Source organism: Shewanella ulleungensis (assembly GCF_014648315.1).
Taxonomy (GTDB): Bacteria; Pseudomonadota; Gammaproteobacteria; order Enterobacterales; family Shewanellaceae; genus Shewanella; species Shewanella ulleungensis.
Window position 1 is genome coordinate 155,446 of record NZ_BMQW01000007.1, and the last position, 24,567, is coordinate 180,012.

24 protein-coding genes are annotated in these 24,567 nt (G+C 42.7%); 12 read left to right on the plus strand and 12 right to left on the minus strand.

Features of this window, described 5'->3' with window-relative positions; all coding sequences use genetic code 11:
• Positions 1 to 5: 5 nt before the first annotated feature.
• Positions 6 to 812 (plus strand): S1/P1 nuclease, encoded by an 807-nt coding sequence (locus IEY40_RS14230; protein ID WP_188957282.1) that lies wholly within the window; start codon positions 6 to 8, stop codon positions 810 to 812.
• A 117-nt stretch (positions 813 to 929) separates the two neighbouring features.
• Here IEY40_RS14230 and IEY40_RS14235 read toward each other — a convergent pair whose 3' ends face one another.
• The 3 genes from IEY40_RS14235 to zntR all read right to left on the minus strand — a co-directional run bounded on the left by IEY40_RS14235 (position 930) and on the right by zntR (position 5,292).
• On the minus strand, positions 930 to 2,939 hold the full coding sequence (locus IEY40_RS14235; RefSeq protein WP_188957284.1) for a multiheme c-type cytochrome: 2,010 nt from the start codon (positions 2,937 to 2,939) through the stop codon (positions 930 to 932).
• Between the two features lie 383 nt (positions 2,940 to 3,322).
• Entirely contained in the window at positions 3,323 to 4,828 is a 1,506-nt protein-coding gene (locus IEY40_RS14240) for an SO_0444 family Cu/Zn efflux transporter (protein WP_188957286.1), read from the minus strand.
• A 2-nt stretch (positions 4,829 to 4,830) separates the two neighbouring features.
• Complete coding sequence (gene zntR, locus IEY40_RS14245; protein ID WP_188957288.1) at positions 4,831 to 5,292, minus strand: Zn(2+)-responsive transcriptional regulator; 462 nt, start codon at positions 5,290 to 5,292, stop codon at positions 4,831 to 4,833.
• A 316-nt stretch (positions 5,293 to 5,608) separates the two neighbouring features.
• On the opposite strand from zntR, the gene purH reads away from it, so the two are divergent.
• From purH to nhaC, 5 genes are all read left to right on the plus strand, one after another.
• Complete coding sequence (purH, locus tag IEY40_RS14250; RefSeq protein ID WP_188957290.1) at positions 5,609 to 7,198, plus strand: bifunctional phosphoribosylaminoimidazolecarboxamide formyltransferase/IMP cyclohydrolase; 1,590 nt, start codon at positions 5,609 to 5,611, stop codon at positions 7,196 to 7,198.
• 86 nt (positions 7,199 to 7,284) lie between these two features.
• Positions 7,285 to 8,586: a phosphoribosylamine--glycine ligase gene (gene purD / locus IEY40_RS14255; protein ID WP_188957292.1), complete on the plus strand. Its 1,302-nt coding sequence runs from the start codon at positions 7,285 to 7,287 to the stop codon at positions 8,584 to 8,586.
• Positions 8,587 to 8,714: 128 nt separating this feature from the next.
• Complete coding sequence (locus IEY40_RS14260) at positions 8,715 to 9,125, plus strand: hypothetical protein (RefSeq protein ID WP_188957293.1); 411 nt, start codon at positions 8,715 to 8,717, stop codon at positions 9,123 to 9,125.
• 339 nt (positions 9,126 to 9,464) lie between these two features.
• Positions 9,465 to 9,689: a hypothetical protein gene (locus IEY40_RS14265; protein ID WP_188957295.1), complete on the plus strand. Its 225-nt coding sequence runs from the start codon at positions 9,465 to 9,467 to the stop codon at positions 9,687 to 9,689.
• A 347-nt stretch (positions 9,690 to 10,036) separates the two neighbouring features.
• Entirely contained in the window at positions 10,037 to 11,536 is a 1,500-nt protein-coding gene (gene nhaC, locus IEY40_RS14270) for a Na+/H+ antiporter NhaC (RefSeq protein ID WP_188957297.1), read from the plus strand.
• A 36-nt stretch (positions 11,537 to 11,572) separates the two neighbouring features.
• On the opposite strand, the gene IEY40_RS14275 is transcribed toward nhaC, so the two are convergent.
• Together IEY40_RS14275 and IEY40_RS14280 are read right to left on the minus strand one after the other, a co-directional pair.
• Entirely contained in the window at positions 11,573 to 12,913 is a 1,341-nt protein-coding gene (locus tag IEY40_RS14275) for an NAD(P)/FAD-dependent oxidoreductase (protein ID WP_188957299.1), read from the minus strand.
• A 40-nt stretch (positions 12,914 to 12,953) separates the two neighbouring features.
• Entirely contained in the window at positions 12,954 to 13,505 is a 552-nt protein-coding gene (locus tag IEY40_RS14280) for a GNAT family N-acetyltransferase (protein WP_188957301.1), read from the minus strand.
• A 144-nt stretch (positions 13,506 to 13,649) separates the two neighbouring features.
• Between IEY40_RS14280 and IEY40_RS14285 the strand changes: the two genes are divergently transcribed.
• The 4 genes from IEY40_RS14285 to IEY40_RS14300 all read left to right on the plus strand — a co-directional run bounded on the left by IEY40_RS14285 (position 13,650) and on the right by IEY40_RS14300 (position 17,357).
• Positions 13,650 to 14,351 (plus strand): spondin domain-containing protein, encoded by a 702-nt coding sequence (locus IEY40_RS14285; RefSeq protein WP_188957303.1) that lies wholly within the window; start codon positions 13,650 to 13,652, stop codon positions 14,349 to 14,351.
• A gap of 11 nt (positions 14,352 to 14,362) precedes the next feature.
• The gene (locus tag IEY40_RS14290) at positions 14,363 to 15,082 is read left to right on the plus strand and encodes a spondin domain-containing protein (RefSeq protein WP_188957305.1); all 720 of its coding nucleotides are present in this window, start codon (positions 14,363 to 14,365) and stop codon (positions 15,080 to 15,082) included.
• 83 nt (positions 15,083 to 15,165) lie between these two features.
• Positions 15,166 to 15,900: a response regulator transcription factor gene (locus IEY40_RS14295; protein WP_188957307.1), complete on the plus strand. Its 735-nt coding sequence runs from the start codon at positions 15,166 to 15,168 to the stop codon at positions 15,898 to 15,900.
• On the plus strand, positions 15,900 to 17,357 hold the full coding sequence (locus IEY40_RS14300) for a sensor histidine kinase (protein WP_188957309.1): 1,458 nt from the start codon (positions 15,900 to 15,902) through the stop codon (positions 17,355 to 17,357). The genes IEY40_RS14295 and IEY40_RS14300 overlap by 1 nt, the downstream gene beginning before the upstream one ends.
• 66 nt (positions 17,358 to 17,423) lie before the next feature.
• Here IEY40_RS14300 and IEY40_RS14305 read toward each other — a convergent pair whose 3' ends face one another.
• The 4 genes from IEY40_RS14305 to hemE all read right to left on the minus strand — a co-directional run bounded on the left by IEY40_RS14305 (position 17,424) and on the right by hemE (position 20,536).
• Positions 17,424 to 17,861, minus strand: coding sequence for an energy transducer TonB (locus tag IEY40_RS14305; protein ID WP_188957311.1), 438 nt, complete (start codon positions 17,859 to 17,861; stop codon positions 17,424 to 17,426).
• A gap of 193 nt (positions 17,862 to 18,054) precedes the next feature.
• On the minus strand, positions 18,055 to 18,657 hold the full coding sequence (locus tag IEY40_RS14310; RefSeq protein ID WP_188957313.1) for a class I SAM-dependent methyltransferase: 603 nt from the start codon (positions 18,655 to 18,657) through the stop codon (positions 18,055 to 18,057).
• A 167-nt stretch (positions 18,658 to 18,824) separates the two neighbouring features.
• A complete protein-coding gene (locus tag IEY40_RS14315) occupies positions 18,825 to 19,013 on the minus strand; it encodes a YgaP family membrane protein (RefSeq protein WP_188957315.1) in 189 nt (62 codons plus the stop codon).
• Positions 19,014 to 19,471: 458 nt separating this feature from the next.
• The gene (gene hemE / locus IEY40_RS14320) at positions 19,472 to 20,536 is read right to left on the minus strand and encodes a uroporphyrinogen decarboxylase (protein WP_188957317.1); all 1,065 of its coding nucleotides are present in this window, start codon (positions 20,534 to 20,536) and stop codon (positions 19,472 to 19,474) included.
• Positions 20,537 to 20,988: 452 nt separating this feature from the next.
• Here hemE and rsd point away from each other — a divergent pair, with 452 nt between their 5' ends.
• Positions 20,989 to 21,456 (plus strand): sigma D regulator, encoded by a 468-nt coding sequence (gene rsd / locus IEY40_RS14325; RefSeq protein ID WP_188957319.1) that lies wholly within the window; start codon positions 20,989 to 20,991, stop codon positions 21,454 to 21,456.
• Between the two features lie 81 nt (positions 21,457 to 21,537).
• Here rsd and IEY40_RS14330 read toward each other — a convergent pair whose 3' ends face one another.
• The 3 genes from IEY40_RS14330 to IEY40_RS14340 all read right to left on the minus strand — a co-directional run bounded on the left by IEY40_RS14330 (position 21,538) and on the right by IEY40_RS14340 (position 23,677).
• Entirely contained in the window at positions 21,538 to 22,587 is a 1,050-nt protein-coding gene (locus IEY40_RS14330) for an MJ1255/VC2487 family glycosyltransferase (protein ID WP_188957321.1), read from the minus strand.
• Positions 22,588 to 22,656: 69 nt separating this feature from the next.
• On the minus strand, positions 22,657 to 23,172 hold the full coding sequence (locus IEY40_RS14335) for a phosphatase PAP2 family protein (RefSeq protein ID WP_188957323.1): 516 nt from the start codon (positions 23,170 to 23,172) through the stop codon (positions 22,657 to 22,659).
• A gap of 256 nt (positions 23,173 to 23,428) precedes the next feature.
• Positions 23,429 to 23,677 carry a YgjV family protein gene (locus tag IEY40_RS14340; protein ID WP_188957325.1) on the minus strand — a complete coding sequence of 83 codons (249 nt, stop codon included), beginning with the start codon at positions 23,675 to 23,677 and terminating at the stop codon, positions 23,429 to 23,431.
• Positions 23,678 to 24,060: 383 nt separating this feature from the next.
• Here IEY40_RS14340 and rraA point away from each other — a divergent pair, with 383 nt between their 5' ends.
• Positions 24,061 to 24,546 carry a ribonuclease E activity regulator RraA gene (rraA, locus tag IEY40_RS14345; protein ID WP_188957327.1) on the plus strand — a complete coding sequence of 162 codons (486 nt, stop codon included), beginning with the start codon at positions 24,061 to 24,063 and terminating at the stop codon, positions 24,544 to 24,546.
• Positions 24,547 to 24,567 lie beyond the last annotated feature (21 nt).

Below are 24,567 nucleotides of genomic sequence, written 5' to 3' on the forward strand. Positions count from 1 at the left end.
CATACATGAACAACTCGGTTTTATTACACAAATGCTCAATGATAATCATAGGGTTATGCTTATCATTAAGCATCAACTCACCCGCAAAAGCATTTGGACAATTGGGTCATCGTATCGTGGGCGAGCTTGCACAGAACAATTTAACTGATACGGCGAAGCAACAGATTAATCTGCTTACCAATGGTGAAAGTCTAGCGCAAATGTCTACCTGGGCAGATGAGATCCGCTCAGACAAAAACTGGGATCGTGCCGCACCTTGGCACTATGTCTCGATTGCTGATGATGAAACTTGGACAACTGTGAAACGCAGCGATAATGGCGACATCATTGAAAGCCTAGAACGCTTTGAAAAAATATTACAAAACCCTAAAGCAAACCAGCAAGATAAATGGCAAGCGTTGGCGTTTTATGTGCATTTTGTTGGCGACATCCACCAACCTTTGCATGTCGGTCATAGTCACGACAAAGGCGGAAACGCAGTAAATGTGAAATGGTTTGGTCAAGAGACCAATTTGCATGCAGTATGGGACAGCAAAATTATCGAGCAGCAACAATTAAGCTATACCGAATACAGTCACTTTTTGAGTCGTATTAGCCAGGCTGAACGCCAACAATGGTCTGGACAGAGTTATTATGATTGGGCTGAAGAGTCTAAGTACTTACGTAAAAAAACCTATATTCTGGAGCAGAATTATCAAGGTGAAGATGACTTACGTTACAACTATGTATTTATCAATAAACCTATTGTTGAAAAAAGACTGCAACAAGCAGGGATCCGCTTAGCAGAAAAACTCAATGCCATATTTAGTTGATCCATAGCTAATCGATCATAGCTAATCACAAGTTAACTGAATGAAAACGGGGATCAATTGATCCCCGTAATTATTACATTATCTCGTTAGCCAAATAGACCAACTCAATAATCATGCTTATCTTTCAAACTTATGATATTTTTCAATACCAAATGAACGACCTTCAGCATGACAAGTAGAGCATGATTCACCAGTAGGTTGAGTAAACCAATTTCCATCGTTACCAGATCCTTTTTCTGCGCTAATTTCACCACCGTTTAATTCCATGTGGTTCAATGCTTGTGCGCTGTTATGGCAGGCAAAACAGTTTGCTGTAATAGGGCTAGCCATTTTAGTTTGGTCGCCATTATTGAACGCTTTGGCTCGAATGTATTGATTTGGTATCGCATTTAAATCAATACCATCGGCATGACAAGACACACAATTAATTGCATTTAATGCTGTAGCAGAGTTGGCAATGTTATTACCATCTACATCGGTTTTAGCACCCGATAATGTGTTGCCAATCCCCCAGTGCATACTGTGTACCATAGGGCCAAAACCAGGTGCAGAGTTTGCAGCACTTCGGTCTTGTCCATTGTTATGACACGCTACGCAATCATCGCCACCATCGTTGTAAGCACCATTTTTGTGGTAGTTAGTTTCGCTATTGTGGCAAGTTGTACAACTATCACCAGTCACGGCTAAACGACGCTCATACTTAACGATATCACCGCTAGTTTGATCTACAGCATCAGAATATGCAGTAAATGACATTGATGTTTTACCATCATCTTGAACCCAGCCAGGGTAACTTAACGAAATACGGGCTGTTGCCATAATACTCGCGTTATCGAAACCACTTGAAGGTGATGGGAAACAATGCGTTCTTGAACCATCTGCGTTATCAGTTTTTATTTCATTGCTGCCGTGACCGGCAAAACGGCCAACGATTGATTCATTGTAATAACCATGCAAGTAGGCGCCAGCATAAACAATTGGTTTACCAACCACATTGGTTGCACCTGTTGTGTCACCGTCTTTATTGTATAGTTCACCAATATTAACTTGAGTTTTTGTATCGCCATCAATGCTGAATAACGACATTGTGGTACACCAAACTCCAGCATCATTCTTTTGTGGAGCAGTGGTTTCAGCTGTATAGCTGACACGCATACCTTGTAGGGTTTCTAAGCCACTTTTATTTAAGTGGAATGCCCTTGCATCAAAGTCACTACTGTTGCTGTTGCTCAATACTTTTGCTGCACTTGAACTGCTTGTTGTATTATGACAGTCCACGCAACCATTACCTGCAAGACTGGTATTCATTACAGGTTCGGCATGACATGTGTAACAGTTGGCGGGTTCAAAATCTTTTTCAAAATTCTGATGATTTATGTGCCCCAACATTTGCATGGTATTTTTAGCATAACCACCAGTATTTAATGATGTACCGTCCGCCGCCACATCGCGTGCAACATTGTTATGACACACCATACAACCGCCAACAAAATCCACTTCGCCGTCAGTGTTTAAGGCTACGTAACCCGCATGTTTCAGATCGGACTCAGCATAATCAACATGGCACGCATAGCATGTTTCTGTTGTTGAAGTATGCATCATCTCAGGTTTCGCAATTAGCACATACGGTGATTTAGCAATATCACCACCACCGACTTGAAGGCGGATTAATGCTTCAGTATCTGCTAACACTCCTGCCATTGGTGCGACGAGTTGATAATTACCATTATCCAGTAGCGTTAACGATGCGCCCGTCGTGGGTGAGGTCCCACCGACCGTAGCATTACCACCAATACTTCCATCTCGACTACGTTGCATACCGTTTTCTGTTTTGGCTGCAAGGTAAACCGATGCATCAGTTAAGCCTGTAATGGCATATCCAGATTCATTAGTAATTCCAAATTCGACAGTGACGACACCGTCAGTAACAATATGATTAATAAACTCAATATTGGTTACTGTCGAAGCGCTCACTGTAGGAGCTGTTGCATCCGCACCAGGTAGACCGGGGGTTCCAGCCTGACCATCAGCACCATCGACTCCATCTTTACCGTCACTACCACAGGCTATCACCCCCATGGAAAGCGCAATTAATAGCGCTATTTTACACATTTTTATTGTTTTCATTATCACTCCAGCGTCGCTTAAACGACTTATCACTTTATAGGTATCTTGCAACGGCGATAGTAGTGTAAATCTAAGAAAAGCAAGGAGAGGGGTATCACAATAAATATGCAAAAAAAGTGCAGGTGTGTGTAATAAATGTTAAATCAAGAGGTGCATCATAATACGTAAAAATTGTTTGTTTTTTAAGTTATTTTTAAGGATACCTAGCATAATAACAGAGTCGCCATGAGTGAAGTGATATTGCTCTTTACCGATACAGTAAAGGATATTTCATTTATCACTCACAGGATTTTTTATCAAAGATGCAATAAAAAAAACCAGTGACATTTATCACTGGTTTTTTAAGGATTAGCCTATTAACATCAATGTTTTTCGATGAATAATTATGAGCAACAACTCTTTTCTTTATTGCCTTTAGGGATCATATCCCACAATACTTTGGCCATTAATATCGCTAACACAATACCAGAAACAGCCACCACACCTTGTGGTAATAATGCGTGCTCTTCACCAATCTGCGGCATCACTTCAAAACCAAAGGTATCAACCAAATAGTTAACCAACACACCAAAGGCTAACGACACACCGATAACACCGCCTAAATAACCATAAAGCGCACGCTTGCCTAACTCTTTAGTGACAACACCGAGTGTCGCGATATTCGTTGCTGGGCCCGCCATCATAAACACTAATACGGCACCAGGAGATACGCCAGCCAATAACAATCCCGCCGCAATAGGTGTAGAAGCCGTAGCACAGATATACATGGGAATTGACACCAACACCATCACTAACATCGCTAAAATGCCGTCGCCCCACTTAACGAGAAAATCAGCTGGAACATAGGTCTGCACTAACGCAGCAAAAAATAGTCCAACCAATAACCACAAAGTGGTGTCTCTAACTAAATCTGTCGCGGCATAATGTAAGCCTGATAACACCCGACTAAACACACTGTTTTGTTTAAGCTCGGTTGCCATGTCTTGAGTTGATGCACAGCAGCTAGCATCCTCACTGCTTGCTGTCGCATTTGGACTCGCAGAAGCAGACTTGGGCTCACAACAACTGCTTGCTGCTTCGACTTTGGGCTCTGTTTGACTACTACAACAACTGGATTTAACCGCCTCTACTTTAGGCTCTACGGCTTTAGAGTTTGCGCTACAACATGACTGTGCACTTTGATTATGTACAGCCTGAGCATCAACCTTTGCTATTGGTGTATCGACCTTACTCGCACAACAACTGCTTTGCTTTGGCGCTTGCTCAGTACTTAATGATTTGGCAGTAGTCATAGGGCTTAATACAGACTCAGCTTTTACGGCTGTCATTTTAATGCCAGCATGTTGAACTATGTCTGCATTGTTATCGTGAGTAACTAAAGGTGCTTGAGACGAGCTGGATGTATCGACCTTTTTACTGGCACAGCAAGACGATTCAACTTTAGCTAAAGGCTTATTGTTCGATTGAGCTTTAGCCGTTGAAGGCACTCCATCATCGTCATCGCGGCCAACTAACAACCCAGCCACAATAGCGCTAGTAATGGCTGCAATGGGACGTACTATGGCCATAAAAGGACCGAGTAACACATAAGATACGGTAATCGAGTCAACCCCTGTTTCAGGCGTTGACACCAAAAATGACGTGGTTGCCGCTTTTGAAGCACCAGCACGACGTAAACCAACCGCAGCAGGAATAACCCCGCATGAACATAAAGGTAACGGCGCACCTAATAATGCCGCCTTAAATACCGTTTTCACCCCGTGACCACCGAGTTGCTTTTGCATCCATGCCATAGGCACAAACACTTTTAACAAACCCGCTAACACTAATCCCAGCAATAACCAGGGGGCGGACTCTAAAAATAAATGAACAAAATTGGTCAATAACATATTTAGTCCTTATGACCTGAATGAGCAAAATGATGATGTTCTTTTTTGGCAATAATATGTTTGTCAGACGACTCTAACGCTTCCAGTATCGAGCAATGCTCGGCACTATCAGGGCCGCCACAACAGGTGTTAGACAAGCTTTTTAACGACGTTGCAAAATGTTGTAGCTCGGCCAGTTTAGCCTCAACCTGTTCAAGCTTGCTATCGACTAAGCTTTTGACTTCAGCACAAGCCCGATTAGATTTATCCACTTCAATTGACAATAAATCGGCAATGTCGTTAAGCGAAAAACCCACCGCTTTAGCACGCAAAATAAACTTAAGCCTTTCAGAGTCACTGTGGTTATATAACCGGTAGCCAGAATCAGATCGACTAGACGGTGACAATAAACCGTGTTTTTCGTAAAAACGTAACGTGTCAGCCTTGATGTCGTACAAAGCTGATAGCTCGCCTATTCGATACATAATAAAACCCCTACCCGTAAAATTATTCAGGTGAATGCTTCTGAATATTGCCTTAGTATAAACCTTGGAGTTTAATCTAAGGTCAAGGGTTTATTGTTGATTATTTTTTATTATCTTTGTTCTTATTTCAATATTGTGAAATCACACAGAAAAAACACCCAATGCATGCGCTTTACGATAAAATACGCCCGCCTGATCTTAAGACAGTATCTAGTGGTGTTATCGCAACACCATGAGGGACTTTGGTAAAGCAGACTTGAGACAATTCTGTTTTACGAAAGATCCTTAAAATCAAACTAGTGGACCCTGTACCTACATGAATAATGTCAGACCAATTCGTCGCGCGCTATTAAGCGTATCAGATAAAACTGGAATCCTTGAGTTTGCACAAGCGCTGCATGCACAAGGTGTTGAACTCTTATCTACGGGCGGTACTGCAAAGTTACTTGCAGACAACAATATCCCGGTAATTGAAGTTTCTGACTACACAGGTCACCCAGAAATTATGGATGGTCGTGTTAAAACGCTGCATCCCAAAATTCACGGCGGCATTTTAGCCCGTCGCGGCATTGACGAAGTGGTAATGGAACAAAACGCCATTAACCCAATCGATTTAGTGGCCGTTAACTTATACCCATTTGCTGAAACTGTGGCAAAACCAGGTTGTACCTTAGCTGACGCGGTTGAGAACATCGACATTGGCGGCCCAACCATGGTGCGCTCTACCGCCAAAAACCACAAAGACACCACGATTGTGGTTAACGCTAAAGATTACGGTCGCGTGATTGCAGAGATGCAAGCCAACAATGGCAGCACTACGCTAGAAACTCGCTTTGACTTAGCCATTGCCGCATTTGAGCACACTGCTGCTTACGACGGAATGATCGCTAATTATTTCGGTACTATGGTGCCAGCACACAGCAGCGATGAGTGCCACGAAGATTCAACCTTTCCACGTACGTTTAATTCTCAGTTCATTAAAAAGCAAGATTTACGCTACGGTGAAAACAGTCATCAAAAAGCCGCATTTTATGTTGATACCCAAATTGATGAAGCTTCAGTTGCCAGCGCGATTCAGTTACAAGGCAAAGCTCTGTCTTACAACAATATCGCCGACACTGACTCTGCACTAGAATGTGTTAAAGAATTCGAAGGCCCTGCTTGCGTTATCGTTAAACACGCTAACCCTTGCGGTGTGGCTCTAGGCGCTAACTTATTAGAAGCCTATGACCGTGCGTTTAAAACCGATCCAACATCAGCATTTGGTGGCATCATTGCCTTCAACCAAGAGTTAGATGCACAAACGGCGCAAGCTATTGTTGACCGTCAGTTTGTTGAAGTGATTATTGCCCCTAAAGTGAGCAAAGAAGCACGCGATATCGTTGCCGCTAAAGTGAATGTTCGTTTACTTGAGTGTGGTGAGTGGGCGAGCAAAACCACCACCCTAGATTACAAACGCGTGAATGGCGGCTTATTAGTACAAGACCGCGACCAGGGCATGGTTAACATAGACGACGTTAAAGTCGTGTCTAAGCGTCAACCAACTGCTGATGAATTAAAAGACTTAATGTTCTGCTGGAAAGTGGCTAAGTTTGTAAAATCTAACGCCATCGTTTACGCCAAAGACGGCATGACAATCGGTGTCGGTGCAGGCCAAATGAGCCGCGTTTACTCAGCAAAAATTGCAGGTATTAAAGCGGCTGATGAAGGACTAGTGGTTGAAAACTCAGTGATGGCGTCAGACGCTTTCTTCCCATTCCGTGACGGTATCGATGCTGCCGCAGCTGCAGGGATTAGCTGTATCATCCAGCCAGGTGGCTCTATTCGCGATGAAGAAATCATTGCCGCGGCAGATGAGCACGGTATGGCCATGGTATTTACTGGCATGCGTCACTTCCGCCACTAAATTCCACTTGAGACAAGCAGCCTTCTTTGGCTGCTTTTTTCGTTTAAAGAATCATATTATTTAATTTATGAAAAGGGTGATTAAAGATGCAGGTACTTATAATTGGTGGTGGCGGTCGTGAACATGCGCTAGCCTGGAAAGCGGCTCAGTCGGCACAAGTCACAAAAGTGTTTGTCGCACCTGGTAACGCTGGTACGTCTTTAGAACCAAAATTACAAAACGTGGCCATTCAAGTTGAAGCTATCGCGGATTTAGTTAAGTTTGCTCAAGATAACAAGATTGAGATAACAATCGTCGGCCCTGAAGTGCCATTATCATTAGGCGTTGTTGATGCTTTTAATGCTGCTGGTTTACCGATTTTTGGTCCAACCAAAGGCGCTGCACAGCTTGAATCGTCAAAAGCCTTCACTAAAGACTTTTTGGCCCGCCACAACATTCCAACGGCTGACTATTCAAACTTCACTGAGATTACGCCAGCTAAAGCTTATGCGGCTACATTGACCGCTAAAACAGGTTTCCCTGTCGTGATTAAAGCCGATGGATTAGCTGCCGGTAAAGGCGTGATTATCGCTGCCGATCAAGCCCAGGCCGATGCCGCTATTGATGACATGCTTGCCGGTAATAAATTTGGCGATGCGGGTTCTCGCGTGGTTATTGAAGAGTTTTTAAAAGGCGAAGAAGCCAGCTTTATTGTAATGGTAGACGGCAAGAACATTCTTGCCATGGCCACCAGCCAGGACCATAAAGCCCGCGACAATGGCGATTACGGCCCTAACACTGGCGGCATGGGTGCATACTCTCCTGCACCAGTGGTCACTCAAGCCGTACACGACTGGACGATAGCCAATGTTATCCGCCCAACCGTTGATGGCATGGCAGCTGAAGGCAACGTTTACACCGGCTTTTTGTACGCAGGTTTAATGATTGCACCAGATGGCAGCGCTAAAGTACTTGAATACAACTGTCGCTTTGGCGACCCAGAAACCCAGCCCATTATGATGCGTTTACAGTCTGACATTGTTGAGCTTTGTCTTGCTGCAACTCGTGGTGAATTAGACAAAGTCACCGCAGAGTTTGACTCACGTGCAGCCGTAGGTGTGGTGATGGCCGCAGGCGGTTATCCAGATACCTACAATAAAGGTGATGTGATTGACGGCTTAACCCTTGGTGATGTTAACGGTAAAGTGTTTCATGCTGGCACCGAGATGAAAGACGGCCACGTTGTGACAAATGGCGGCCGCGTTCTGTGTGCTACCGCATTAGGCAACACGGTAACTGAAGCCCAACAAGCTGCTTATGCATTAGTAGATGCCATCCATTGGGATGACGTTTATTTCCGTACTGATATTGCTTATCGCGCCATTGCACGTGAGCAAGGTAAAGCGTAAGCCATAGGTTAGTTGTCAAGTTTAACAACAATCCCTGCAACGTGAACGTCGCAGGGATTGTTTATTTCTATGGCCTTGGCAGTGTTAAAGAGATATGTTTAATAAGAATATTACACTCAGGTAACACTATGAAAAAACACTGTTGGGGTTATATTTTCATTTCTTCTGTGGGTATTCAAACAGCCTATGCCGATGGTCTTTCTTCACTTCAATCTGAGGCGCTTTCATCATTAGACGCTGGCAGAGTTGATGCGATATTTTCTGCCAATACACAATTGGATCTCTCCACGTTACCGACAATCATTTATCCACACTCTGTCATTAATAACCAACTCATTTATGGTACAGGCCCCTATACATTTTCGTGTGGTGGCATATATGGCCGAGCGATTAAACCCATAAAGATTGCTTACTCACTGACATTCCAACATGCTCAAGAGACTTGGATGCCACTCAACGGAAACGTTCATTACCAATCATTCTGGCAGGTAGAAAATAGTAATGTAGAATATATTTGGGTAAACGATTACGAGAAATAAAGAGACTCGTCGCAACTTGATATTGATTGCGATAATGATTCGAATGATAAAATGTTTACAACCGTAAACCCTCTTTCATGTCATGTGAACAAAATAAGTACTAAACGGCTCGTATTATGAGCTTAACGCCCTAGTCGAGACGGATCTGCAAGATTCATATCTTAATTACCGCAAAAGATTAAATACTATTCACCATCCTCATAGACAATATATTTTGTGATCTAGATCACAAAGACCATGCTGTATGAGGTGCATTCTAATATAAAGCGAATTGGTTAAGCGGTTATCTATCCGATGACTAAACGCGAGTAACTTTATTAATAATGCTTGGAGTACACAATGTCATATTCTATCGAAGACCTTATATACAAAGGTGAAAAATCAGGAGTACATGGCTGGAATACATTAGCAGGAGCCACTTTTTATTGGCATCCAGATTGGTTACATATCGCCGAAGATATGACTGGTCACAGTGCCATGACCAATATCAGCCCAGTGAAAGGGAAAGCCAACAAAGCGGATGCTGAAAGTGCCATCATTAAACACCTCAATCATCCCAAATAATTAACTCGTATCGCGCAATCAAATAACTCATCAGACTGAGTAAAGTGAGATATTCTAGCAAGGGTATCACTGGTCCCACCATATACCCCTAGCGGATATTTATGCGAACGTTCAATCAATATCAGCATATTTAACCAACCCAAGTAACTAAGCAATCACAATACCCTGCCACCTGACTTAATACTGTTCATTCAAATCATTGGTTCACGATAACAATATTCGACTTATTGGCCTTTTTTTGTCAGGATGTGGCCTGTTACAAATTCGTTACTAAGTTATTAAAATAGCATTAAGACTGCTAACACGAATGAGATATTGCTCAAAATAATAATTATAAAGGAAATCGTATGTCTCAAGCCGCGCCTTCAAAGCCGTCGCCCACTAACCATAAGCAGCCCTCATTACTCGATGCACTTATCCCCGTTTTTGCACTCATTATTATGCTTGGTGCGGCGGTATATCTGTTTTCTTCAGACAGCTCATCTGGCGCCAACCAAATAGCATTAGTGTTAGCCGCGTGTATTGCGATGATTATCGGTTATAAAAATGGCTACAGCTGGAACCAAATGGAACGCGGCATTATTAAAAGCATTGGCGTTGCCACTGGTGCGCTATTAATTTTGTTTAGCGTGGGCTCGCTCATTGGTACCTGGATTTTAGCTGGCACCGTACCCACAATGATTTATTATGGTATGCAAATTCTTAACCCTGACTACTTTTATGCTGCCTGTTGTTTGTTATGTGCAGTAGTGGCGTTAAGTATTGGCAGCTCGTGGACTGTTGCCGGTACGCTCGGTATCGCATTAGTGGGTATTTCGTCGGCAATGGGCTTAGACGTTAACATTACTGCTGGTGCTATCATCAGTGGTGCATACTTTGGTGACAAAATGTCGCCAATGTCAGATACAACAAACTTAGCTCCAGCAGTTGCAGGAACGGACATTTTTAGTCATATTCGCCACATGACCTGGACCACAGTGCCAAGTATCATTATTGCCCTTATCGGTTTTACTTTTTTAGGCTTAACAGCCGATGCTGCACCAATTGAAAACCAACTTACCGACACACTCGCGCTATTAGATAAAACCTATCATCCAGGAATACATTTGTTAATTCCGTTATTAGTGGTGTTGTATTTAGCTAACCGCAAAATGCCCGCATTTCCAACGGTCATATTAGGAACCTTAGCTGGCGCAGTGTGCGCGGCATTGTTTCAGTTTGATAACGTCATCGCCTTTGTACATGACGACACATTATTACCAATGGTCGCGCTAGTGAAAGGACTATGGATAGCCATGTTCGACGGCTATGTCGCCAATACCGGTGACGAAGTGTTAGACAGTTTATTAAGCCGTGGCGGCATGAGCAGCATGGTCACTACTGTATGGTTAATTCTGTGTGCTATGGCCTTTGGTGGCGTTATGGAAGTCACTGGATTATTGAATCGTATTTTAGAAAGTATTCTCACCGTGGTAACAGGTTCGGCTAGCTTGATTATTACCACTCTTGGGGTGTGCATTGGCGCGAACATCATTACTGCTGACCAATATATCGCCATTGTTCTACCCGGCAGAATGTTGAAAGTGGAATACACACGTCGTAAATTGGCCGCCGTTAATTTAAGTCGCTCATTAGAGGACTCGGCTACAGTCACCAGCCCGTTAGTACCATGGAATACCTGCGGTGCCTTTATGGCCAGTACACTTGGGGTAGCGACTATCGCTTATTTGCCCTACGCCTTCTTTAATTTAGTGTGTCCATTTATTAGTGCATCTTATGCTTATTTTAATTTCAAAATTGAGCCTTTAGACGAAACCAAAATAAGCACTGGCGAAGTGGTAGGCTAATTAATAAGTAGCCTAGTAGCTTAGTAGTATTGACGGTTAACCAAAGCGGTCCTTTAACCAACCATAATGATAATAACCCCATTGCCCAAGGCGTCTTGCTTGGGTAAAGGGGAATTTCGGTAACGGTTGCCGATACAAAGGCAGATTGGGCAAGGTTTCACCCGCAATGCTTTGTGCTAACCGGTACGCAGCTTGGCTGCTAAACGATACACCTGCACCGCAATACCCAAGGCTGTATCCTACTCCCCCCTTACTATACACATGAGGCATATCGTCCATCGCAGCGGCAATCCAGCCGGTCCAGTTATAGGCAATCGCTTTATTAGTTAAACTTGGGAAGCATTTGTTTAATGCTATTTTTAAGCGCTCACCATAAACGGGATTTGCAGCGTCTTTCCCCCACACAGCACCACGGCCACCAAACAATAAACGGTTGTCGGGCAGTAAACGGTAATAGTATTTTAAAATACGCGTGTCCATGGTCACTTGATGAGTATGCAAACCCGCCTCAGCAAGCTCTTGAGCTGTAAGCGGCTCGGTAACAATCACGTTGCTTAATATGGGTAAAAACTTGTCATCGACTCTGTTGCTAAAGCGCTTTGGCGTATAAGCATTGCCCGCCATAATCACCTTATTTGCTACCAACTCACCGTTAGTGGTGATTAATCGATGCTTACCCCCCTCTTCAATCCACTTAACTACACAAGACTGCTCAGAAATCGTCACGCCCTGGGCTTGAACTATGTCCTTATAACCAAGCAATAATTTAAGTGGGTTAAGGCCAAAGCCATCTTTTAAACGCAAGGCACCATAGGCTTGATGATGGTCTAAATATTGTGCTCTAAAATCATGACTGGTTATAAATTCGGCGCCGCTATCTTGGCTATCAGCAAGGTATTGTTGAATATAGTGAGCGGCATTTTGCAATGTGATTAGCGCTTTTGGATTGTGTGCCACTTTTAAGTAGCCTGTCTCTTGCGGCTCACAGGCAATATTATGTTGTTTAATTAAACCATCGACTCGCGCAACAGCTTGAGTAAACTCATCATAAATGCCCTTAGTGGTAGCTAAATCCCAACGTTGAGTCATGGCAGCATAACCTAAACGGCCCGAGCCTTTTAACACAAACCCAGCATTACGCGCGCTAGCACCAAACCCCACTTGGTTGGCCTCTAATACATGGCAATCAATATTAAACTCACTTGCCAAATAATAGGCGGTTAAGAGCCCAGTATAGCCGCCGCCAATAATCGCGACATCCGTTTGTTGGCGACCAGATAATGCGGTAGCTGGTTCACCTAATACTTGGGTCGTTGCCCAATAACTAGGAGCAAAAGGTTGATTATCAGGGTGAGAGTTAACCAATGGATCGTACATTTTGTTATTCTTCTTATTATATTGAAATCAGTAAATCCCACTAAAAAACTAGCAGCATTTCACAGGCGACACAGTGGCAGTCGTGATCGCAGATCACGCACATATACTCTTCACCCATGTAACGTTGATGCCAGCGCTGTGGGTGTTCGGTAATGAGCTGTCCGCCCGCTTTAGTAAAATAGCGCACAGCCGCATTATTGGGGCTTTGTTGCCACAAATGGCTTACTCCCGCTTTAGCACCTTGAGCAATAACCGCCGCTTTCGATGCCGCTAATAATTGCCCACCAAGGCCTTTACCACGGGCAGACTCGGCAATAGTGTTCGATTTGAAATAACACACATCGGCAAATGCAACGCCCCATTTGTCTACTGAGCACCATTGATCTTGCGGCCACTGTCCTGCGGCATAGGTTAACCTGAAACCAATAAGCTGTTCGTTTTCAATTGCGACAAAATTGGCGTTAATGCCATGTTTAATACCTTTGTGATAAATGGCTGTTAATTCAGCAATATCCATATAACCACTACCGTGGACAATTTCACCTAGCGCTATCACTGCATCAAAGTCAGCGTGGGTCAGTTCTCTAATCATAATCTTATTTTCTTATCAGTTTAGGCACACTTTAGCACACGCCAATATAGCCAGCTACGATGTTAAACTTTTGTGATAATTTGGCAATAACCTGGTGAAACTCCTGCCGCATACTAGATGCAATTAAACAAAAGGAGCTCGGTTATGAAACGTACATTAGTGACTGCAAGTCTTATGGCTGCTGGATTATTTAGCCTACCCACCCTAGCCGCTGATATTGAAGTCAGTGTAACCAATTTAACCCACGGAAATCACTTTACCCCTCTTTTGATCGCAGCTCACGACGCTGACAGTCATCTGTTTCAAGTGGGCACAGAAGCCTCTGCAGCTTTACAAAAAATGGCTGAAGGTGGAGATATTGCCGATTTAGATGCCGCGGTTATCGGTAATGCTGGCGTCACATCAGCCAACCCTGCTATGGGATTACTAGCGGCTGGTGCAAGTGTAAATGAAGTGATGCTTGATACTGGCGATAACACTCATTTATCAATTGTTGCCATGGTATTACCTACCAACGATGCCTTTGTAGGGCTAGATGGCTGGGAAATTCCAACAGAAGCGGGCACTTATACTATGTACGTTAATGCGTATGATGCTGGCACCGAAGCCAATGATGAAATCATTAATGGTGGTGGCATGTCTGGTGTACCAGGTATTCCTGCAGCACCTGGCGGCGATGGTGGAGCTAACGGTACAGGCGTAATGGACAACAGTGAAAACAGCAACGTACATACTCATCCTGGCGTATTAGGAGACATGGACCCTGCTGGTGGCATGAGTGATCTAGACAGCCGCGTACACCGCTGGTTGAATCCTGTTGCCAAAGTTGTGGTAACAGTAAAATAAGGAGGTAGCCCATGAAACTCACTGACTTTACATTAAAGCCCAGTTTACTGGCCATGTTGGCAGCGGCCACCTTACTAACTGCGTGTGGTGATGATGACAATGACACCGTTGACGAGACGCCACCAGCACCAGTGATGCAAACTTTCACGGTTACCGTCACTAACCTGACTGCTAATCAACCCATGTCGCCGGTGATTTTAGCCGCTCATGCTAGTGATGCCATGTTGTGGAACGCCGGTGAAATGGCCAGCGAAGCCATAGAGAAAATGGCCGAAGGTGGCGATACTGCAGATATTGCTGCACTCAGCCTGATTAATAACAGTATCAACGGCACAGGCTTATTAATGCCTGGTATGTCAGAAACATTGACCTTAACCTTAGATGAAGCAGACGTTGCCAGCATTAGCTTAGCCACCATGTTGGTTAACACTAACGATGCCTTTACAGGCATAAACAGCTACACCATTGCTGGCATGGAAGTGGATGGCTCAAGCTCAATGAAGTTTATGGCGTATGACGCTGGCACCGAGGCAAACACCGAAGCCAAAGGCACCATGCCTGGTCCTGCTGATGGCGGCGAGGGCTTTAACGCCTCACGTGATGATGTTGACTTTGTTCATATTCACCCAGGGGTGATTTCAATGTATGACGGCTTAGATGACTCAGTTCTTGATGCATCGCACCGTTTTGATAACCCAGTACTCGCTGTCACCATTAGGCGCACTGAATAAACTTCAACCACATTGAAATTTATTCTCCTCAAAGCAGGTCTAAGTATTAATGCAATTACTAGATTTGCTTTGAGGAAGTCACAATGAATGGAACCGCGAAACATAATGGCCATGTTTGTCCGCAACATATCTTGCTAGTCGAAGACGAACAAGACTTGGCTAAATTAATTATCCTAAACCTCAAAGCACTCAACTACAGCGTCGACCACGCCACCACCTTAAAGCAAGCCATGCAGGTTATTGAGCACAAAAAGCTCGATTTAATTTTATTGGATCGCATGCTCCCCGACGGTGACGGCATTATGTTGTGCGAACAATTACGCCAAGACGGTAAGGAAGTCCCGCTAATGCTATTAACCGCTAAAGACTCAGAAGCCGATGTGGTATTAGGTCTTGAGGCCGGAGCCGATGATTATCTGGTAAAACCCTTTAGTGTGTTAGAACTACGCGCACGCGTAAAAGCCTTATTAAGACGCGGTAAAGCCCAACAAGAGCAAACTCAACAGATTGAATTTAACAGCGTCACAATTAACTCCAGCACTCGCGAAGTCACCGCATTTAATAAAGCACTGACCCTCACAGCCCGTGAATTTGATTTACTATTATTTTTAGCAAAACACCCACAACAAGTCTTTAGCCGTATGCAACTACTCGAGGCAGTATGGGGGTATAACTACGATGGTTACGAGCACACTGTGAATAGCCATATCAATCGATTACGCAATAAACTATCGCAGTGCTCACCCGAACACGACTTAGTGAAAACAGTATGGGGCGTGGGTTATAAATTTTCACCACCAGAGGTGCAAACCCACTAATGAATCGCTTATTTAACCGATTATTTCTAGCCGCTACACTGATCGTATTATTGTTATTTGTCGCCTTATGGCAGTGGTTGCAACTTAACCATGAGTTTAGCCGTAATCAAATACAACAATCACTTCACCGTGAATTGGCCGAACACATGGCCCACATTAACCCGCTATTATCTCAAGGCATCACCTCTGACGCCGCACTTAAAGAAGCCTTTCATGACTTTATGTTGTTAGGACCAAGTTTTGAAATTTATACCCTAGATCCAGATGGCAAAGTGATTGCTTATGATGCCAAAGACGAAAAAATTAAAAAACACCGCGTTGATACTAATATTATTCAGCAGTTTTTAGCCGGCGAAAACCTGCCAGTGCTTGGCACCGATCCGCGCGGTGAAGATAAGCAAAAGATATTCTCTGTCAGTAAACTTGTAACACCAGAAGGCCTGCACAGTGGCTATTTGTACGTCATTATTGGAGGTGAAGATTACGACAGCTGGCAAGCGCTTATCAACGCAGAAAACCAACCTAAAATTTGGGGCGCCACCATTGGTTTTTGGATCATTTTTGCCTTGGTGCTCTTTGTTATTTTATTGCGCTATTTTACTCGTCCGATCCAAAAATTAGCCCAAGACTTAACTGAGCTAAAAGATAACCCAATGTCAGAAAATTTAATGCTACCGCAGCGTTATCGTGGCAGTTTAGAGATAAGCCAACTGAGTCATCACATCAATCACCTGCTGCAAGAGATCCAGTTACAACAACAGCAAGTTAAGCGCCAGCAACAAGCTAAGCATGACTTTTTATTGCATTTGTCCCATGACCTAAAAACCCCACTTACCGCGCTATTAGGCTATATCGATACTTGGCTTATTTTACCTGAAGATGAGCGCGACCAAGCGCTGATCCAGTATGCAGCAAACTCAGGCCAAACCTTACAGCAATTGCTCGCCCAGTTATTAGAACTCGCCGCATTAGAAAACGGCCAAATCGACGCACAATTGCAACAGGTTAACTTAACTGAATTACTCAGCGACATTGAGCAAACCTTTACCCCACGAGCTAAAAAACTGGGGGTACAGCTTGATTTTGACATCAATCATGCAGGACAAATCTATACCGACCCCACTTTAATGCGCCGCATACTCAACAATTTAGTCGACAACGCCCTGCGCTACACACCAACAGGTGGCAAAATTCAAATCGTCAACACGCAACTCAATGGCCAACAATGGTTAACCGTGCGCGACACAGGCGCTGGCATGCACAAACATGAAGTTGATGCCCTCAAACAATTGTCGATGACCACATTGTCGTATGAAGCAAATCAAAGCCTGCCACAACTCGGCGTCGGACTCGCCATTGTCAGGCAATTATTAGGCTTATTAAAATGCAGAATTGAAATAGACAGCCAACCCGGCGTTGGCAGTGAATTTAAGATAGAGCTGGTGACAAAAAGCTAACAATTAGCTCTTAAGACGTTCACGGGGACAACTTAAAAAAACGTGAGTTCGAGGTGATGATAACGATTACTCACATGAGAGTTGTACTTGTTTTGCACAAGCTTGCTGAGTCTTTTCTAGCGATTCCAGCCCTAAACAAAAATCGAGACGAACAGTATGACTTTCTTTCACGGTTGGCGTTTGATCAGTTTGCCATTGCCACTGGCTCACAATACTTTTTGCGTGTTGGCTAATCTTGGTATTGGGTATTGAAATGTCTGTTTGAATATTCTCAGCTTTACCAGATTCAGCAACATCAAATGACAATATTGTACAGCCAACCATTCGCGCCTTAGCAAGTTCAATAGGATACATTGGCGCTTTATGGTTAACGCGAGTCCACATTGCACCACTTTCTGGGGTAATGTTTGTTACGAGGATTTCACCGTAAATATTCATTCTTTTAGCTTCGCTAGGACACGAAACCACCGCACTCAATAGTACTGCCAAGACTAACAATCTCATTTTACACTCCCTTGTATTATTCATTTCATCAAAGCCGATGATGCTGTAACCACCTTGTTTATTTAAGCAACATAATACTATAAATAATTGTTGCTTAAATGTAAAATCCATTGTTATTGGTAAGTGGATATAACAGGAGGCAATATATCCGACGGATAAAGTATGAATGCTAGCCTCCACCGCTTGGGTTGATTTAAGCCGCTTTACATCCCACTATTTGCACTACAGCACTGTCTCCTTGATGATATTTCCCTTCAGAGATATGCCTTTCGACTTCAATACCAATTATAAACTCTAGCCCTTTAAGCTCAGTTTCTAACTCTTCAAGAGACATAAATAGTTCTTTATTAGACGCCGGTGGTCCGCCTATACCTGTCATATGAATATGACGCTCAGTATATGCTTCTAAAATAAATACACCGTTATTGTTTAACGCATTAACAGCTTGCAGATGGAGGGTTTTACGTAATAAAGGCGGGACATGTGCAGATATTGACACTATGCCATCCCACATATTGTGACCTAAATCATAGTCACTTAAATCGGCTACAACAGTCGCAATGTCTACACCGCACTCTGCAGCAAGTGCTTGTGCTTTTTTAAGTCCGACTGGAGATTGATCGACAGCAGTAACCTTGTAACCCTGCTTAGCCAAAAACACCGCATTTCGACCTTCGCCCTCAGCTAAGCACAGCACTTTGCCACCTTTAGGTATGCGAGAATACTCTGATTTTAAAAAATCATTAGGTTCGACTCCATATACAAAGTCTTGTTCGTTATATCTTTGATCCCACATCGACATTCCTACATTTAAACTAATTAACACCTAGCCTCAACCGTTGCTAAATACAACGCGCAAAGTTCCCTTGTGTACATGTACACGCTACACATCAATGGTTAAATATGATGAGAACAAGTCATCCTCTGACGACATACCCCACAATAATACTTAAAGTGTTAAGTTTACTTCTTGGTTTCGCAACTTGATATGCCAAAAGGCACATAAGCAGGACACCAGCCAATTGCTGCTGTAAATAGTGGAACAATGCCAACTACTCCCCACCAAGACTGATTATAAAAACCAACAGCAATAATACATGTTCCAAGTATTATCCTTATCATGCGATCTGTTTTGCCTACGTTACATTTCATATAAACCTCCACTTACACCGTTTGTGATTGTGATTGTGATTTAATATTGACTAAATCATTCACTAAACGAATATTAGAATCGTTAACCACTAACCTCAATAATGACTCATTTATTGCTAATTAAACGCTAAAGCCATTTTGCGCTTTACCGCACAGAATGATTGGCTAACACCATTAAAACCTGTGTTTCTTATTCATCTATACCATTAACAATATGCCTTTATGACTCAAAAAAATAGCACAAAATTAACTTTTACAAATCACATTTTAATTACAGATGCTGAGTCAATATTAGCCAATGGATAAAGGAAAAGGTTCAAACATAAAACAAATAGACAGAGGTGAATAATGCGGATTACTACTCGCTAGAGCGCACAAAGAATCCAAGACAAAAAATGGCCATTACAAAACAAAAAAGCGAATCCGAAGATTCGCTTTTTGTTAGGCAATACCAATAATTACTTGTGGTATTTACCAGATAACTCATGCACAGAATTGATAAATGCACCGGCATGTTCAGGATCAACATGTTGATGAATACCATGGCCTAGATTAAATACATGGCCAGTACCTTCACCATAACTCGCTAGAATTTGATCAACTTCTTGATGAATACGCTCAGGAGATGCATACAACATTGATGGATCCATGTTGCCTTGTAGCGCCACTTTATGACCTACGCGACGACGTGCATCACCAATATCAACAGTCCAGTCTAAACCTAATGCATCACAACCAGTTTCAGCCATAGACTCTAACCATAATCCACCGCCTTTAGTGAACAAGGTTACTGGCACTTTACGGCCGTCGGCAAAACGGGTTAAACCATCAACAATTTTTTGCATATAACGTAATGAGAACTCTCGGTAAGCGTGATGTGATAACGCACCACCCCACGAGTCGAATATCATTAACGATTGTGCGCCGTTAGCGACTTGAGCATTAAGGTATAACACTACAGAGTCAGCTAACTTGTCTAATAACATGTGCAATGCGGCAGGTTCTGCATATGCCATACGCTTGATTTTTTCGAACGTTTTGCTAGAACCGCCTTCAACCATATAAGTGGCCAGTGTCCAAGGTGAACCTGAAAAGCCAATTAATGGTACTGCGCCGTTAAGTTCACGACGAATGGTGCTCACTGCACGCATTACGTAACCTAACTCGTCTTCGGGATCTGGGATGCAAAGTTTTTTGATGGCATCAATCGTATCTGTTGGACGTTCAAAACGTGGACCTTCGCCAGCTTCAAAGTACAAACCAAGACCCATTGCATCGGGTACAGTCAAAATATCTGAGAATAAAATCGCAGCATCTAAATCATAACGACGTAACGGTTGTAATGTCACTTCGCAAGCCAACTCAGCATTGCGGCATAAAGACATAAAGTCGCCAGCCTGAGCTCGAGTTGCTTTGTATTCTGGTAAATAACGACCTGCTTGACGCATCATCCATACTGGAGTGACATCAACTGGCTGCTTTAGCAACGCACGTAAATAACGATCATTTTTTAATTCTGCCATGTGGGCTTTCTTCCTAGACTGTTATGATTTCTGCTGGGCGCTAGTTTAGCACTTACGCGATTAATGTAACCACTCAAGCGAGATTTATGTGAGCTATTCCTAAATCTAGTGGCTAATTTTTTAACATATCCACTTTGTTGCTCACAAAACGCACAATACTGACGTGTAAATCGCAAAATATAGGATTAAACGTTGCACCAAAGTTAGTCGTTTGGTATAAAAAGTGTGCGCTAGCAAGAACAATCAAGAAGCCCGATCAATCGAGCCTTTGAAAACTTAGTTACCCCGTGATGGCTTGCCATCACGGGGTTTTTTATTGTTTATAATCCCTACCCTCTGTATTCAACGCCTCTAGCTGGTTGGTCCTGAAAATATAAATAAAACAGTTGATCATAATACACTTTGTCCAATACATTAGGTGTTATAGAAAGGTTGCTGATTAGAGAAAATACATGTTAACAAAATTAGAAAAAGCAGAACAACGCTGGGGCGGCGCGAACAAATTAATCGATCAGTGGCTTAATCACCGCAGAAAATTATTGATCCAGTATTTTATTGTCGCAGGTCTTGCACCATATTCTCGGACAGAAAAGTCGCTACCAAGCCTTGAACAAGTTAAAGACTTTTGCGATCAGTTAGTCGACTATGTGTCTGAAGGCCACTTTGAGGTTTACAATAACGTAGTAAAAGCTTGTGAGAAATTTGGCGAATCGAGCATAGATACAGCCAAAGGTTTATTGCCACAAATTAGTGAAAGTACCGATACTGCGTTGGACTTTAACGATAAATATACCGAAGCCGCTGACGAAAACATTTTATATCAATTAGATACAGACCTATCGAAATTGGCACAAGCCATGGAATCTCGTTTCGAGCTAGAAGATCAGCTATTAGAAGTGCTACACAACCGCCACTCGTAAACATTGTGGAACGATTAGCAGTACTCTGCTACCCAAAAAGTGCGAGCATTCGTACTTTTTATGCCTATGGTTCTGCTGGCATTATTGCTTTTTATGCCAGTTTTCGGGTAGTTCTACTTGCGACCACAAATCTTTGCATAACATTTCAGGCTGATGCCAATCGCCCTTTTTTAACCAATCAACTAACGCATTACCCACTTGCGGATAAGCAATCGGATTAGGCGATGATGACTTAAGCCAGCGCTTTAATATTACAGAATCTAGGCTTTCCATGCTCTCGGCCGCGGCCAATAATTGCAGCGCTGCGACATTCGCTAATTGCTCAAATTGCCCCATCAATGGTTTAACCAACAGCTTTTTACCTAACGTCATCGCCTCACTGGCTAATTCAAAGCCCGCATTACCAATCACACCTCCGCACTTGGACATATGTTGCTTAAACCCTTCTCGGTTAAAACCATGCCAATGAATATGCGGCCCAATACCTTTTAACGGCTTAGTACTGTGATAAACAAAAAATTGATATTGGTCGAACGGCGTTAAAAATTCAACAATCTGATCGGGGTCCTCAAACGGTAAATAGACTAATATTTGGTGGCTATGATCGCCACCACTCGCTGACACCTCAACAAAAGGCGGCAATATAGGAAACCCAAAATGATGCCAATGACAACCGAGTGAAATATCTACTGGTGCGAAACGATTCAGGAGCAATTCATTAAACCAATTTGTGCCTTGCTTAGGTACAGCGTGTTGCAATGCAGCTTGATGACTAATCGCAATCGACGGCACACTTTGCTGACGCGCAGCCCAAGCGGTAACAGGTTCAAAGTCATTTAATACAAGGTCGTAACCAGTTAACTCTAATTGCTTAATTTCAGAAAAAATATTAGTCATTAGATTTTGCTTGGCAGTTTGAGGCACATTAACTCGACCATTTTCAGTCATGAATGTCATGCCGTTACGAGTTTGGTAATCGCCAAAACATTGCATATCAAAGTACTGTTCAGATGGGCGACCTGAAAATAAAAAGTCGACATCTATATTATGTTGACCAAGCGCTTTGGCCATCACTCGCGCACGACTAATATGGCCATTACCCGTACCTTGAACCCCGTACAAAATTTTCATATAACGTAAATGTCCTCAACGTGTGAGTTGACTAGTATGATAACAATTAAGCTTCATGTACTTGCTTTGTTACAACATGAGTTGCTCAACCAACATAACAGAGCCCATCCCTAACCCTGCTCCGGCAATAATATCTAACGGGTAATGTACGCCTAGGCCAATTCGTGATGCCCCGACAAAACACGCCCAAGCAAAGGCAATAGGTGCCAATGACGGAAAAACCACATGCACGACACTGGCAAACACAAACGCTCCAGCAGTATGACCAGACGGTAAGCTGAATTTATCAGACGGTTCAAAACCTGAGTCAAAATCGGCCAATGCATGGCAGGGACGATGACGCCTAATACTATTTTTTAGTAATAAATACAGCGGAAATTCAACAATAAAGCTGCCGAGCACTAAATTAAAAAATTGTTGCCCTTGAGGATGAAAAAACAATAATGCGACAGACCAATAAACATAGTATTGACCATCGCCAGTTGCAGACACGCGTTTAGCCGCTTGGCTTAGTTGGTTGTCTCGACTAAATTGCACTATCCAATAAAACCAATATTTATCTAACTCACTGATACTTATCTTCATGCTTGACTCCATGCCAAACGCTGGGACATATTCAACCCGAGCAAGGTTATTTATTTGTTAACAAGTCAAATAGTAAAGAGGCGCAATGAATGCGAGGTGACAGTTAGCCTAAAGTTTTATGACAGTGAAATAGTGAATGATTTTCTATAGTAAACACAGCTTTGGATGAGGCGGTAAAAACAAAAACCTCCCAAACATAAGCTTGAGAGGTTTTTTATCGACTTAGTTAATATAACTAACTTCGTTAAACAGTCATTTAGGCAGTTTGAGGTTGCAACTGTTTATTACGGTAAATTTTAACTAAGTGATAAATATTAATACAGGCAACGAAGGCATTCATACCCGCGACTGGCCACGCTTCGATTGAATACCCGTAAGCAACAAAGAAAGAACAACCCAGAAAATTTAAACATCTTAATAAAATGATGTCTTTCATCATCAAAGAAATAGCAACCATTACAGATGCTGCATATCCTAAGACTTCAATCATATCGATATTTTCCATAAGAACCTCAATTTCAGGCTCTCTGCCTTCCGTAAGCGTAACGGGGGATCCATGCCCCTAAAGCTAGCATTAAATTTAAACTAACATTAAAAAACTTAGTAATATGCTAACAAAATGTCGGAGATAAATGTAATTAAAAAACGTATTAGGATGACCTAAATCAACATATATCGACTAATTGGTTCAAATTGAAAGAAAATTACTTCCAAAATTGATCCTTGTTCTGTATTTAGATTAATCAACTCATTTAATGCATTTACACAATATGTTGATTTACAACAATCGCGTGATTGATAAGGCTTTTATTTTCGTAAAAAGCTCATATAATTCATTTATCTTTGCTTTACCCAGCAATTATCCTTGCTGCCTAACAGGAGTTAAATATGGAATACAACACCTCAGAACTCTGCGACATGTATATTGATGTAGTTGATGTCGTAGAACCAATGTTCAGTAACTATGGTGGTTGCAGCTCTTTCGGTGGCTCAATCAGTACCATTAAATGTTTTGAAGATAACGGCCTGATTGCTGACGCTTTAGAAGAAGATGGTGAAGGCAAGGTACTATTAGTTGACGGTGGCGGGTCATTAAGACGCGCACTACTAGACGGTAGAATTGCAGAACTTGCTGTAGCAAACAACTGGGAAGGCATTATTATTTATGGTTCTGTGCGCGATGTTGACGCACTTGAAGAACTTGATATTGGTATTCAAGCCATTGCATCTATTCCTGTTGGTGCTGAAGGTAACGGTGTTGGTGAAGTTGAAATTCCGGTTAACTTTGGTGGGGTGACTTTCTTACCTGGCGACCACATTTATGCCGACAATACTGGAGTGATTTTATCTCCAGAACCGCTAGATATTGAATAATACCTAACCGATATCGAGTCG